We start from the raw sequence: 13,850 nt of genomic DNA on the forward strand, positions 1-13,850 counted from the left end.
CGTATGGCGTCGATCGCCGACCGCGAGCATCACGTGTCCTGTACGCCCGGCATCTGTCGTGTGCGCACGTTAACGCAGAAAAGCCACCCAACATTGGGTGGCTTTTCTGTCTAAAAGAAGTCCGGCGGTGTCCTACTCTCCCACAGGGTCCCCCCTGCAGTACCATCGGCGCTGTGAGGCTTAGCTTCCGGGTTCGGAATGTAACCGGGCGTTTCCCTCACGCTATGGCCGCCGAAACACTATAGATGTTTCAATCAAAACACATAACAAAGTCATTGTCATGCGGTTCTCGACCGTACATCGAGAACCACTCAGTGGACGCGTAGCACCAACAAACGGTGTGTTATCAAGTCATCGGCTTATTAGTACCAGTCAGCTGCATGCATTACTGCACTTCCACATCTGGCCTATCAACCCAGTAGTCTGGCTGGGAGCCTCTCACCCGAAGGTATGGAAATCTCATCTTGAGGCCGGCTTCCCGCTTAGATGCTTTCAGCGGTTATCCATCCCGAACGTAGCTAATCAGCGGTGCTCCTGGCGGAACAACTGACACACCAGAGGTTCGTCCAACCCGGTCCTCTCGTACTAGGGTCAGATCCTCTCAAATTTCCTACGCGCGCAGCGGATAGGGACCGAACTGTCTCACGACGTTCTAAACCCAGCTCGCGTACCGCTTTAATGGGCGAACAGCCCAACCCTTGGGACCTACTCCAGCCCCAGGATGCGACGAGCCGACATCGAGGTGCCAAACCATGCCGTCGATATGGACTCTTGGGCAAGATCAGCCTGTTATCCCCGAGGTACCTTTTATCCGTTGAGCGACAGCGCTTCCACAAGCCACTGCCGGATCACTAGTCCCGACTTTCGTCCCTGCTCGACCTGTCAGTCTCACAGTCAAGCTCCCTTGTGCACTTACACTCGACACCTGATTGCCAACCAGGTTGAGGGAACCTTTGGGCGCCTCCGTTACTTTTTGGGAGGCAACCGCCCCAGTTAAACTACCCACCATGCACTGTCCCTGAACCGGATTACGGTTCGAAGTTAGATATCCAGAGTGACCAGAGTGGTATTTCAACAATGACTCCACATGAACTGGCGTCCATGCTTCACAGTCTCCCACCTATCCTACACAAGCCACACCGAACACCAATACAAAGCTATAGTAAAGGTCACGGGGTCTTTCCGTCCTGCTGCGCGTAACGAGCATCTTTACTCGTAATGCAATTTCGCCGAGTTCGCGGTTGAGACAGTTGGGAAGTCGTTACGCCATTCGTGCAGGTCGGAACTTACCCGACAAGGAATTTCGCTACCTTAGGATGGTTATAGTTACCACCGCCGTTTACTGGGGCTTAAATTCTCAGCTTCGCCTTGCGGCTAACCGGTCCTCTTAACCTTCCAGCACCGGGCAGGCGTCAGTCCGTATACATCGTCTTGCGACTTGGCACGGACCTGTGTTTTTAGTAAACAGTCGCTACCCACTAGTCTCTGCGGCCTCCAAACGCTTTCGGAGCAAGTCCTAATACGCCGAAGGCCCCCCTTCTCCCGAAGTTACGGGGGCATTTTGCCGAGTTCCTTAACCACGATTCTCTCGATCTCCTTGGTATTCTCTACCTGACCACCTGAGTCGGTTTGGGGTACGGGCGGCTTGAACCTCGCGTCGATGCTTTTCTTGGCAGCATAGGATCATCCACTTTCTATCCGCATCGTGTCTCAGCCTATGTGAGAGACGGATTTGCCTATCTCTCGGCCTACGCACTTGCACCGGGACAACCATCGCCCGGCTGGACTACCTTCCTGCGTCACACCTGTTAATACGCTAACCGCACCAGAATGGGGTCGTGCGCTAGGCCCAACGCGTCACCCCGAAGGGATCAGTCACTGGGATTCAGACACTTAGCACTACTGGATTAGCTTGGGCGGTTCTTCGCCGGTACGGGAATATCAACCCGTTGTCCATCGACTACGCCTGTCGGCCTCGCCTTAGGTCCCGACTTACCCAGGGAAGATTAGCTTGACCCTGGAACCCTTGGTCTTTCGGAGGACGTGTTTCTCACACGTCTTTCGCTACTCATGCCTGCATTCTCACTCGTGTAGCCTCCACGGCTGGTTTACACCGCCGCTTCGCTGGCCACACGACGCTCTCCTACCCATCAACACGGCTGGACCACGAAGGCCTACCAATAATGTCAATGCCACAACTTCGGTGGCGTGCTTGAGCCCCGTTACATTGTCGGCGCGGAATCACTTGACCAGTGAGCTATTACGCACTCTTTCAAGGGTGGCTGCTTCTAAGCCAACCTCCTGGTTGTCAAGGCAACTCCACATCCTTTCCCACTTAGCACGCGCTTTGGGACCTTAGTTGGTGGTCTGGGTTGTTTCCCTCTCGACTATGAAGCTTATCCCCCACAGTCTCACTGCTGCGCTCTCACTTACCGGCATTCGGAGTTTGGCTGACGTCAGTAACCTTGTAGGGCCCATCGGCCATCCAGTAGCTCTACCTCCGGCAAGAAACACGCAACGCTGCACCTAAATGCATTTCGGAGAGAACCAGCTATCACGAAGTTTGATTGGCCTTTCACCCCTATCCACAGCTCATCCCCTCAGTTTTCAACCTAAGTGGGTTCGGTCCTCCACGACGTCTTACCGTCGCTTCAACCTGGCCATGGATAGATCACTTCGCTTCGGGTCTAGGACATGCGACTGAATCGCCCTATTCAGACTCGCTTTCGCTACGGCTACCCCTCAACGGGTTAACCTCGCCACATATCGCTAACTCGCAGGCTCATTCTTCAAAAGGCACGCTGTCACAGCTACTAAGGCTGCTCCAACGGTTTGTAAGCAAACGGTTTCAGGTACTATTTCACTCCCCTCCCGGGGTACTTTTCACCTTTCCCTCACGGTACTTGTCCGCTATCGGTCATCTGGGAGTATTTAGGCTTATCAGGTGGTCCTGACAGATTCACACGGGATTTCACGGGCCCCGTGCTACTTGGGATACTCTTCGCGCCAAGGGAGGCATTTCGACTACGGGGTTGTCACCCTCTATGACCGGCCTTTCAAGACCGTTCGTCTATACCTTCTTGTAACGCCGCCATCTCGGCAGAGATGACTGAAAAGTCCCACAACCCCCAACGTGCAACGCCTGCCGGCTATCACACACGCTAGGTTTAGCCTGTTCCGGTTTCGCTCGCCACTACTAACGGAATCGCGGTTGCTTTCTCTTCCTGTGGGTACTGAGATGTTTCACTTCCCCACGTTCCCTCTACCCGCCCTATATATTCAGGCGGGAGTCACTAGGTCGGCACGCCGCCCAGCGGGGTTTCCCCATTCGGACACCCTCGGATCAAAACTTGCTTATCAGTTCCCCGAGGCTTATCGCAGATTGCTACGTCCTTCTTCGGCTCCAGATGCCAAGGCATTCACCGTTTGCTCTTAAAGACTTGATAAATCACATGAGTTTGAATCAGAATCGACACCAGACACAAAGGCCTGGCTTGAAATTGACTAATGATCTTTAAGATCATCTTGTGCAACCGACCGAAGCCGGCTGCAAGATGCTCGCGTCCACTGTGTAGTTCTCAAAGTACGGGCGGTACCCCTTCTCACCTCCCCCACAGGGGAAACAACAAGAGGCCCAGAGGTACAGAAACGATCCGAAGATCGCATCCGGTCCCTCAGGACCCAACAGCGTGCAGATGCGACCTCCGAAACCCTCCCCGTTCCCACCGCAAGCGGTGTACTAAGAGAAACCTTCATCCTTCGCACCATGTCAAATGTTCCACCCATGAGCTCCCAGCGAAGAACGTATGCCTTCGATCTGGGTTCTGGACTCCGAAGAGTCAGATGCTCCTTAGAAAGGAGGTGATCCAGCCGCACCTTCCGGTACGGCTACCTTGTTACGACTTAGTCCTAATTACCGATCCCACCTTCGACGGCTCCCTCCACAAGGGTTAGGCCACCGGCTTCAGGTGTTACCGACTTTCATGACTTGACGGGCGGTGTGTACAAGACCCGGGAACGTATTCACCGCAGCGTTGCTGATCTGCGATTACTAGCGACTCCGACTTCATGAGGTCGAGTTGCAGACCTCAATCCGAACTGGGACCGGCTTTTTGGGATTCGCTCCACCTCGCGGTATTGCAGCCCTTTGTACCGGCCATTGTAGCATGCGTGAAGCCCAAGACATAAGGGGCATGATGATTTGACGTCATCCCCACCTTCCTCCGAGTTGACCCCGGCAGTATCCCATGAGTTCCCACCATTACGTGCTGGCAACATAGAACGAGGGTTGCGCTCGTTGCGGGACTTAACCCAACATCTCACGACACGAGCTGACGACAACCATGCACCACCTGTTTACGAGTGTCCAAAGAGTTGACCATTTCTGGCCCGTTCTCGTATATGTCAAGCCTTGGTAAGGTTCTTCGCGTTGCATCGAATTAATCCGCATGCTCCGCCGCTTGTGCGGGTCCCCGTCAATTCCTTTGAGTTTTAGCCTTGCGGCCGTACTCCCCAGGCGGGGAACTTAATGCGTTAGCTGCGTCACGGAATCCGTGGAATGGACCCCACAACTAGTTCCCAACGTTTACGGGGTGGACTACCAGGGTATCTAAGCCTGTTTGCTCCCCACCCTTTCGCTCCTCAGCGTCAGTTACGGCCCAGAGATCTGCCTTCGCCATCGGTGTTCCTCCTGATATCTGCGCATTCCACCGCTACACCAGGAATTCCAATCTCCCCTACCGCACTCTAGTCTGCCCGTACCCACTGCAGGCCGGAGGTTGAGCCTCCGGATTTCACAGCAGACGCGACAAACCGCCTACGAGCTCTTTACGCCCAATAATTCCGGATAACGCTTGCGCCCTACGTATTACCGCGGCTGCTGGCACGTAGTTAGCCGGCGCTTTTTCTGCAGGTACCGTCACTTTCGCTTCTTCCCTGCTAAAAGAGGTTTACAACCCGAAGGCCGTCATCCCTCACGCGGCGTTGCTGCATCAGGCTTGCGCCCATTGTGCAATATTCCCCACTGCTGCCTCCCGTAGGAGTCTGGGCCGTGTCTCAGTCCCAGTGTGGCCGGTCACCCTCTCAGGCCGGCTACCCGTCGACGCCTTGGTGAGCCATTACCTCACCAACAAGCTGATAGGCCGCGAGCCCATCCCCAACCAATAAATCTTTCCAGTAGCTGACCATGCGGTCGCTACTCGTATCCAGTATTAGACGCCGTTTCCAGCGCTTATCCCAGAGTCAGGGGCAGGTTGCTCACGTGTTACTCACCCGTTCGCCACTGATCCCACAGAGCAAGCTCCGTGTTCACCGTTCGACTTGCATGTGTTAAGCACGCCGCCAGCGTTCATCCTGAGCCAGGATCAAACTCTCCGTAAAAAAGAAATGCATACGACACCGGGAAAACGGTGACGCAGCGAGTTTGATGCTGACCAAAGAGACAAATTCATTGCTGACTTCATCCGAATGCCAACCCCACAAGGAGGTTGGTCTTTGATCCAAAGGAATTCTCACCCAGCCGAAGCTAGACGAGGATAATTTGGCATTTGACAAGTGCACGCTGTTGAGTTCTCAAGGATCGGATGCTCCCACGACCCAGTCATCACAACCAGGCCCGAAGGGCAACTTCTCTATCTTATCTTCGCTGTTCCGGCTGTCAAATCGACACGCCGTGAAGCTCAGAACCAGATCTGCAGCTCGGGGCTCAAGGCCTCCGAGGCAACTTCACTAGCTTATCCGTTCCGGCGTCGCTGTCAAATTGACCGCTGTTCCGGTAGGAAGCTCCAGGTCAGACAGAAGTGTGTCTGCGATCTGCTCCGAGGAGCTGATCGAGTGGAGGTGGTTCTCCGCTTGAGGGGGGTGAAGCTCTCGGCCTCTCCGCTTCCCTGTGGGGCGAACAAGTAATAAGTTACGTGGGTTCCGGGGTTCCGGCAAATCCGGGCCGTCCGCCGGGCGTGTCGCCCGGCGGACGCGGGTTTCAGGCCCCCAGGACCAGCTTCAACTGCTCGACCGCCCAGTCGAGCTCGGTCGCCCGGATGACCAGCGGTGGTGCGATGCGGATCGTCTGACCGTGCGTGTCCTTCACCAGCACCCCACGGTCGAGCAGCTTCTCGGCGATCTCGCGCCCCGTGCCCTTGGCGGGGTCGATGTCGACGCCGGCCCACAGGCCGGCGATGCGCACCTCGGTGACTCCATGACCCTTCAGCGGTTCGAGTGCCGCGGCGAGGTGAGCACCGAGTGCACGAGCGCGCTCCTGGAACTCCCCCGACTCGAGCATCTCCACCACGCGCAGCCCCACGGCCGCGGCGAGCGGGTTGCCGCCGAACGTCGAGCCGTGCTCTCCCGGGCGGATGACTCCGAGCACATCGGCGTTGCCCACGACGGCGGACACCGGCAGGATTCCTCCGCCCAGTGCCTTGCCCAGCAGGTACAGGTCGGGCACGACACCCTCGCGGTCGCAGGCGAAGGTCTCGCCGACGCGTCCGAGTCCGGATTGGATCTCGTCTGCGATGAACAGCACGTTCTTCTCGTCGCAGATCTCGCGGACGCGGCGCAGGTATCCCTCCGGCGGGATCACCACCCCGCCCTCCCCCTGGATCGGCTCGATCAGCACGGCGGCGGTGTCTTCGGTGATCGCGGCGGCGACGGCATTCGCATCCCCGTAGGGAACCACGTCGAAGCCCGGCGTGTAGGGACCGAAGTCGGCTCGCGCCTGCTCGTCGTCGCTGAAGCTGACGATCGTGGTGGTGCGGCCGTGGAAGTTCCCGGCCGCGACGATGATCCGCGCCCGGCCGTCAGCGATGCCCTTGACGCGGTACCCCCAGGCGCGGGCGACCTTGATGCCCGTCTCGACCGCTTCGGCACCGGTGTTCATCGGCAGCACCATGTCCTTGCCGGCGAGCTTCGCGAGTGCCGCGGCGAACGGCTCGAGCCGATCGCTCTGGAACGCCCTGCTGACCAGCGTGACCCGACCGAGCTGCTCGGTGAGCGCCGCCACGAGAGCAGGATGCCGATGGCCGAAGTTCACCGCCGAGTAGGCGGCGAGGAGGTCGAGGTACCGCTTGCCCTCGACATCCGTCACCCAGGCACCGTCACCGCGCGCGATGTTGACCGGCAGCGGGTGATAGTTGTGGGCGACGTGCGGCTCGGCCGACACACCGGCGTCGACGGCGGTCACGCGTCACCGCGCAGTTCGAGGGTGCAGCACTTGATGCCGCCGCCGCCGAGCAGCAGCTCGGACAGGTCGACCATGATCGGGTTGTAGCCGCGCTCGCGCAGCTGCTTCTCGAAGCCGAGCGCGCGCGGCGAGATGACCACGTTGTAGCCGTCGCTCGCCGAGTTGAGACCGAACACCGACCCGTCCTCGTCGGACACGAGGATCGCATCCGGGAAGCGCTCCTCGAGGATCGCTCGGCTCGCATCGTCGAAGGCGCCGGGCAGATACGCGATGTTCGCGCGCTCGGGGCCGCCGTTCTCAACGCCCTGCACGGGGTCGAGCACCGCGATCGCGGTGTCGAGGTGATAGAACCGCGGGTCGACGAGGTTGAGAGACACGACCTCGCGACCGAACACCTCTCCGACCTCGCGGTGGCTGTCGCCGGTCGAGCGGAAGCCGGTGCCCGCGAGGATCACGTCGCCGACGAGCAGGAAGTCGCCCTCGCCCTCGTTGACCTCTTCGGGGATGACGGTGTCGTAGCCGGCACCGCGGAACCAGTCCGCGAACGCGGGGGCCTCACCCTGACGCTCGACGAAGCGGAACTTCGGCACGTACGCGCGGCCGTCGATCAGGAACCCGCCGTTGGCGGTGTAGACCATGTCGGGGTATCCGGCGAGCGGCTCGATCAGCTCGACCTCGTGACCGAGCTCGAGGTAGAGGTCGTGCAGCTTCTGCCACTGCTCGACAGCCCGAGCTGTGTCGGTCGGCTTCGTCGGCTCCATCCACGGGTTGATCGAGTAGTTCACCGTGAAGTGCGACGGCTTGCACATCAGATAGTGACGGTGGTGTGCGGTGCGGACCGGGGTTGCGGTCTCGGACGCCGGCGCAGTGGTTTCGACAGACATGGGGCTCCTCGAACGGATGCGGCGGACGCTGTCCAGGGGCCCGGCGGTCCTTCGACCCGCGTCGCTCGGTCAGAGTCGACGCCCGGGGGAAGATGCGACTCGGGCACGCCAGCATCCATTCTGTCATCCGCCCCTGAACGCCGCCAGAGCACCGCGCCTCGCGGTCAGGCCCCGTGCACGACGACCTTGCCCACGGTGTGGCCCGCCTCGAGGTGCGCGAGGGCGGCGCGTGCATCGTCGAAGGCGTACTCCCGCTCGACCACAGGAGTCATGCGGCCCTCCGCCGTGAGCTCGAGCAGCTTGGCGAGGACCTCGGGGCGCGGCGTCGCCGCCAACGGATGGATGCGGCGACTCGACCCGATCGACAGGAGCAGCGCCGTGAGTATGCGCGGTATCGGTCCGAGTACGTGCCCTCCGTTGCCTGCCACGAGCACCACCGAGCCGCCGAGCACGACGAGTCGCTGCAGCACGCGCAGGCCCATGCCTCCCGCGATGTCGATCACCGCGTCGAAGTGCCCGGCCGGCAGGTCTGCCAGCGGTGAAGTGCGGTGGTCGAGCGTGCGCACGGCGCCGAGATGCTCGACGAGCCGGGCGTTGCGTTCGCCGCAGGTCGCCCAGACCTCGGCACCGCGCAGCGCCGCGAGCTGCACCGCGAAGGTGCCGACTCCCCCGGAAGCACCGATCACGAGAACGCGTGGGACATGCCCGGCCACGCTGCCTCTGGCGGCGCGAAAGCCGATCCCCGCGCGGTCGAGGGCCTGCCAGGCGGTGCCGGCCGAGACCGGCAGGCAGGCAGCGGTCTCAGAGGTGACATCGGGCGGGATCGGCACGAGCCGGGCGGCGGGCACCGCGACATGCGACGCCAATCCTCCACCTCCGGTGACCTCACCGACGACACGTTCGCCGAGCTCGGCTCCGATCGCGCTCGGCCCCACGGCCACGACGGTGCCGGCGACCTCCATTCCGCGCACCGGATACTTCGGACGGGTCAGCCCGAAGATCGGGCGCACGAGCAGCGGGTCACCGAGCATGAGTCGGACGTCGCCCGCGTGGAGCGCGGTCGCCTCGACGCGCAGCACGACCTCGCCGTGCCGAGGCACGGGAACGGGGACCTGCTCGAGCCGGAATCCGTCGGCCGAGCCGTAGGTCTCGCGACGCCACGCCGGCATCATCTCGGTCTGGTTCGTCGGGGTCTTGTCGGTCTCGGTCATGTCACACCTCCGTGCTGGTGGGTTGCGGATACTGGAACAGGTCATCGAGCCCCACGCCGAAGGCGCGGGCGATCTGGAATGCGAGCTCAAGCGACGGAGAGTACTTCTCCTGTTCGATCGCGATCAGCGTCTGCCTCGTCACGCCGATGCTGCGGGCGAGTTCGGCCTGGGTGAGCCCGGCCGCTTCGCGGTGGGCGCGGATGCGGTTGGAGACGAGTGTGGGCTTGACCATCAGACGAGTCCCCGTCGGTAGGCGACGACTCGCGCGACGCTGCCGACCATGGCCGAGACGGCGAACCCCGCGAACATGGTGTTGGCGATCCAGAAGACGTCGGCGCTCACCGCGCACAGCGCGATCACACCGAGGCCCGCGATCACGACGAAGGCCTGCTCCACCCGGCTGCCCATACGGCTGATGTCGCGGTCGCGGACATCGGACTTGCCGACCCCGTCAGGATCCTTCGCGCCGGCGATCATCCCCCAGACGATGCTGAGCACGATCGTGGCGACGATGCCGAGACCGATCGTCCACAGCATGAGCGGGAACCAGTCGACATCGGTCACCGATCCACCGGCGGCCTGCTGCAGGACGATGACGACATAGGCCCCGATCACGACCAGGCCCACGATGAGACCGGCCCAGGCGTTGCGCTCTTCGTAGACCATGATGCCTCCCATGTAAAAGATTCTTGACACGACAGTACGCCTGCGGCATCCGCTGTGTCAAGAATTCTTTACACGCCGTGCTGGGCCCCCGCAGGCGGGGCCACTAACGCATCCCTGGTCGCGTGCGGGGCGACCAGGTCAGATGACCGGGGCGCTCCAGTCGTCGGGGTTGCCGTAGCGGTGCGCGGTGATCGCGATCGCCTGCTCGTGCACGAACGGCAGCAGCTCGATGCGTCCGGCGGAGGTGACCTCGCCGTCGTACACCGCGAGGTCGGGGTCGCCGTCGACAGCCACCGCCAACGCTCGGTGCAGCGCGGCCACCGAGTCGCGCGGTCCCACCAGGCGCGCCCTGCTCGGCCGCAGCTCGTCGTCGAGCGACTCGAGCGGCCCGTTCGAATCGTCGCCGCGCCGCCGCATCCGCTCGATCCATTCGTCGTCGGTCTCCATGTAGACCACGGCACCGAGTTCGCCGAGCGCGTGGCGCACCGCCGACGGCAGACCCACCGGGGTGGACAGCACGAACCCGGCCCCGGCGCGCACCGCGGCGACGACGACGCGCAGCAGCTCCTGCCATCCGGCATCCGCAGTGGCCCTGATCGCGACCGGCACAGGGCGGTAGCGGAACAGGTTGCGCTCGACGCCCAGGTGCGAGACGTCTCGGACCTGGCCGAACTCGCGGTCCCAGGCGAGTGCATCCGAGAGCGCCGAACGACGCAGCCACTCGAAAGCCTCGAAGCCGAGCGAGGGCTGTGCCGATTCGATGAGGTCGGTGATGCGCGAGTCGAGCCCACGCAGGTGCAGCGTGCTCGACACCGTGCCGGACCCGCTCGAACGCCAGGATCCGAGTCCGATCAGGTAGTTGGGTCCGCCCGCCTTGGCGCCGGGACCGACCGACGAGCGCTTCCACCCGCCGAACGGCTGACGCTGCACGATCGCACCGGTGATGCCGCGGTTCACATAGAGGTTGCCGGCCTGCACCCGATCGAGCCAGAGGGCGAGCTCGGCCGGATCCTGCGTGTGCAGCCCCGCCGTCAGGCCGTACTCGACAGCGTTCTGCTGCTCGATCGCCCGCTCCAGGGTCGGGGCATGCATGACGCCCAGCACGGGCCCGAAGAACTCCTCGGTGTGGAACCGCGACCTCGGCTGCACCCCGACACGGATGCCCGGCCGCCAGAGTCGACCGGTGGGGTCATCGGCCGAGAGGGCAGGCTCGATCAGCCACTGCTCCTCGCCGTCGAGTTCGGTGAGCGCCCAGGCGAGCTTGCCCTCCGGCCGCTCGATCACAGGCCCGACCTCGGCCAGCGGATCGGTCGGCCAGCCGACATGCAGTGACCGGGTCGCATCGGCCAGCTGCCGGGCGAATCTCTTCGACCGCCCGACGGGGCCGACGAGGATCGCGAGCGACGCCGCCGAGCACTTCTGCCCCGCGTGCCCGAAGGCGCTGCGCACCAGATCGGCGACCGCGAGATCGAGATCCGCCGACGGGGTGATGATCATCGCGTTCTTGCCGCTGGTCTCGGCGAGCAGCGGAAGGTCGGGCCGCCACGAGCGGAACAGTGCGGCGGTCTCCCACGACCCGGTGAGGATGACGCGGTCGACCGCCTCGTGCGAGATCAGCTCGCGACCGAGGTCGCCCTCCTCGATGTCGACGAGCGCGAGCACATCACGCGGCACACCGACCTCCCACAGCGTCTCGGCGATGACGGCGGCGCAGCGACGCGATTGCGGGGCGGGCTTGAAGACGACTCCCGAGCCCGCGGCGAGCGCGGCGAGCACGCCTCCGGCCGGGATGGCGAGAGGGAAGTTCCACGGCGGTGTGACGACGGTGACGCGCGCAGGCTCGAATGCGGCGCCGGCGACGGCATCCAGCTCTCTGGCCTTGGCTGCGTAATAGCGAGCGAAGTCGACGGCCTCGCTGACCTCCACGTCGGCCTCGGCGAAGACCTTGCCGGTCTCGGAGGCGGCGACCTCGATGAGGTCTCCTCGTCGACCCTCGAGCGCGGCCGCGGCACGCAGCAGCACCTCGGCGCGTTCGGTGGCGGGGCGCGCGCCCCACAGGGCAGCGGCATCCCGCACTCCGGCGATCATGGTCTCGAGCGCCTCGGCATCGTCGACACGTGCCGCGTCGATCGTCGCGGCGCCGAGCGTCGAGCCGGCGATGCGCGAGTGGATCTCGCGTGCCCAATCGCGGTTGACCGGAAGCGACGGATCGCTGTCGGGAGTGTTCGCGAATCCGGGAGCACCGCCGGTCGCCTCGTCGAGCTCTCGCGGAGCGTAGACCGCCGTCTCGAGGAACGGCCCGCCCGTGTCCTCCGAGCCGCGCGAGATGCCGAGCACCGCCTGGGTCAGCCCCTCTTCGGGCGCAGGAGCCACGGGCACAGGGCGCATCGACTCGTGCACCGGCGCCATCCGATCCTGGCTGCGCAGCGCGCCCACCTGCAGCGTCGGCGACGTCGAGCGGTCGACGGCGTCGAGGAACCTGTCGCGCTCGCGCACGAAGAGCGACTCGTCATCGCCGAGCCGGAACGCGGCGGAGAGGAAGTTGTCGCTCGACGCGTTCTCTTCGAGACGACGGACGAGATAGCTGATGGCCACATCGAACTCGCCCGGATTCACGACCGGCACGTAGAGCAGCACCTCGCCGACCTCTCGCGAGACGGCCTGCACCTGCCCCTGCGCCATGCCGAGCAGCATCTCGAACTCGATCGGCGGCTGGCTGTTCGCGACCGGAGTCGCCGCACCGGAGTCGAGGGCACGAACCCCGCGCTCCCCCGCCAGCAACCACGCATAGGCGATGCCGAACAGATTGTGCCCCGCGACGCCCAGCCGCACCGCAGCGACGTTCTCGGGGCGAAGCGCCCAGTCGAGGCAGCGCAGATAGTTGGCGTCGGTGTCGAGCTTGGTGTCGTAGGTCGCCTGCGCCCATCCGTGCATCCGGGCCTCGACCCGCTCCATCGCGAGGTTGGCTCCCTTGACGAGTCGCACCTTGATGGGGGCGCCGCCATGGTCGACCCGTTCACGGGCCCAGGCGGTGAGCTGCTGCAGGGCCGGCAGCGCGTCGGGGAGATAGGCCTGCAGCACGATGCCCGCCTCGAGACCGTCGAGGCGCGGATCCTCGAGGATGCGGGTGAACACCGCGATCGTCAGGTCGAGGTCGCGATACTCCTCCATGTCGAGGTTGATGAAGGTGCGATCCGAGGCGGCCGTCAGATACAGCGGAAGCAGTCTCTCGACGACCGACTCGACGACCTCGTCGAACGCCCACATCGAGATGTGGCTGACGATCGCCGACACCTTCACCGACACGTAGTCGACATCGGGGCGACGGATCAGCTCATGGATGCCGTCGAGCCTCCGCTGCGCCTCGTCCTCACCCAGCACTGCCTCGCCCAGCAGGTTGAGGTTGAGCCGAGCGCCCGATTCGCGGATCTTCGCGATGGCGGGTCCGAGCTTCGCGGGGCGGGCGTCGACCACCAGGTGACCGACCATGTCGCGCAGCACCCGACGCGCGATGGGCACCACGGGTGTCGGCAGCATCTGCGCCACGCCGCCGCCGATCCGCACAGCCGACCGCAGGTACCAGGGCAGGAAGTCGGGCACGATCGGGGCGATGCGGTGCAGCTGCGATGCGGCGGCGCTCAGGCTCTCGGGGCGCATGACGCCGTCGACGAATCCGAGTGTGAACGGCAGTCCGTTGGCATCCTGGAGGACACCGGCGAGACGCTCTGCCGCCGGGTCGACATCGGCGGCCGCGGCCTCGATCACCCAGCGGCGGGCGAGCTCGACGGCGCGGTCCGCGAGTGAGACGGATTCTGGATCCGTGGAGGGCATCGGGTCGGCCATGAGCTCAGCCTAGGACTGCCGTGCTCGCCTGCCCGTGAACGACGGTCGCGTCGGGTGGTTCGGGTCGCA

At 63.3% G+C, this 13,850-nt stretch carries 6 protein-coding genes and 3 rRNA genes; all 9 read right to left on the reverse strand.

What is annotated here, in order from left to right; genetic code table 11:
• Positions 1-119 precede the first annotated feature (119 nt).
• The 9 genes from rrf to ACZ0AA_RS11260 all read right to left on the reverse strand — a co-directional run bounded on the left by rrf (position 120) and on the right by ACZ0AA_RS11260 (position 13,781).
• Positions 120-236: ribosomal RNA gene (gene rrf / locus ACZ0AA_RS11220) — 5S ribosomal RNA — on the reverse strand.
• A 106-nt stretch (positions 237-342) separates the two neighbouring features.
• Positions 343-3,446 (reverse strand): 23S ribosomal RNA (locus tag ACZ0AA_RS11225).
• 408 nt (positions 3,447-3,854) lie between these two features.
• Positions 3,855-5,379: ribosomal RNA gene (locus tag ACZ0AA_RS11230) — 16S ribosomal RNA — on the reverse strand.
• Together the 16S, 23S and 5S rRNA genes form the textbook arrangement of a ribosomal RNA operon.
• A gap of 598 nt (positions 5,380-5,977) precedes the next feature.
• The gene (rocD, locus tag ACZ0AA_RS11235) at positions 5,978-7,177 is read right to left on the reverse strand and encodes an ornithine--oxo-acid transaminase (protein WP_463512925.1); all 1,200 of its coding nucleotides are present in this window, start codon (positions 7,175-7,177) and stop codon (positions 5,978-5,980) included.
• Positions 7,174-8,061 carry a dimethylargininase gene (gene ddaH, locus ACZ0AA_RS11240; RefSeq protein ID WP_400864527.1) on the reverse strand — a complete coding sequence of 296 codons (888 nt, stop codon included), beginning with the start codon at positions 8,059-8,061 and terminating at the stop codon, positions 7,174-7,176. The genes rocD and ddaH overlap by 4 nt, the downstream gene beginning before the upstream one ends.
• A 164-nt stretch (positions 8,062-8,225) precedes the next feature.
• Complete coding sequence (locus tag ACZ0AA_RS11245; protein ID WP_463512926.1) at positions 8,226-9,272, reverse strand: NAD(P)-dependent alcohol dehydrogenase; 1,047 nt, start codon at positions 9,270-9,272, stop codon at positions 8,226-8,228.
• Position 9,273: 1 nt separating this feature from the next.
• Complete coding sequence (locus ACZ0AA_RS11250) at positions 9,274-9,504, reverse strand: helix-turn-helix transcriptional regulator (protein WP_042541438.1); 231 nt, start codon at positions 9,502-9,504, stop codon at positions 9,274-9,276.
• Entirely contained in the window at positions 9,504-9,950 is a 447-nt protein-coding gene (locus tag ACZ0AA_RS11255; protein ID WP_463512927.1) for a hypothetical protein, read from the reverse strand. The genes ACZ0AA_RS11250 and ACZ0AA_RS11255 overlap by 1 nt, the downstream gene beginning before the upstream one ends.
• 126 nt (positions 9,951-10,076) lie before the next feature.
• On the reverse strand, positions 10,077-13,781 hold the full coding sequence (locus ACZ0AA_RS11260; protein WP_463512928.1) for a proline dehydrogenase family protein: 3,705 nt from the start codon (positions 13,779-13,781) through the stop codon (positions 10,077-10,079).
• Positions 13,782-13,850 lie beyond the last annotated feature (69 nt).

It is taken from the genome of Microbacterium sp. AC035 (assembly GCF_979258485.1).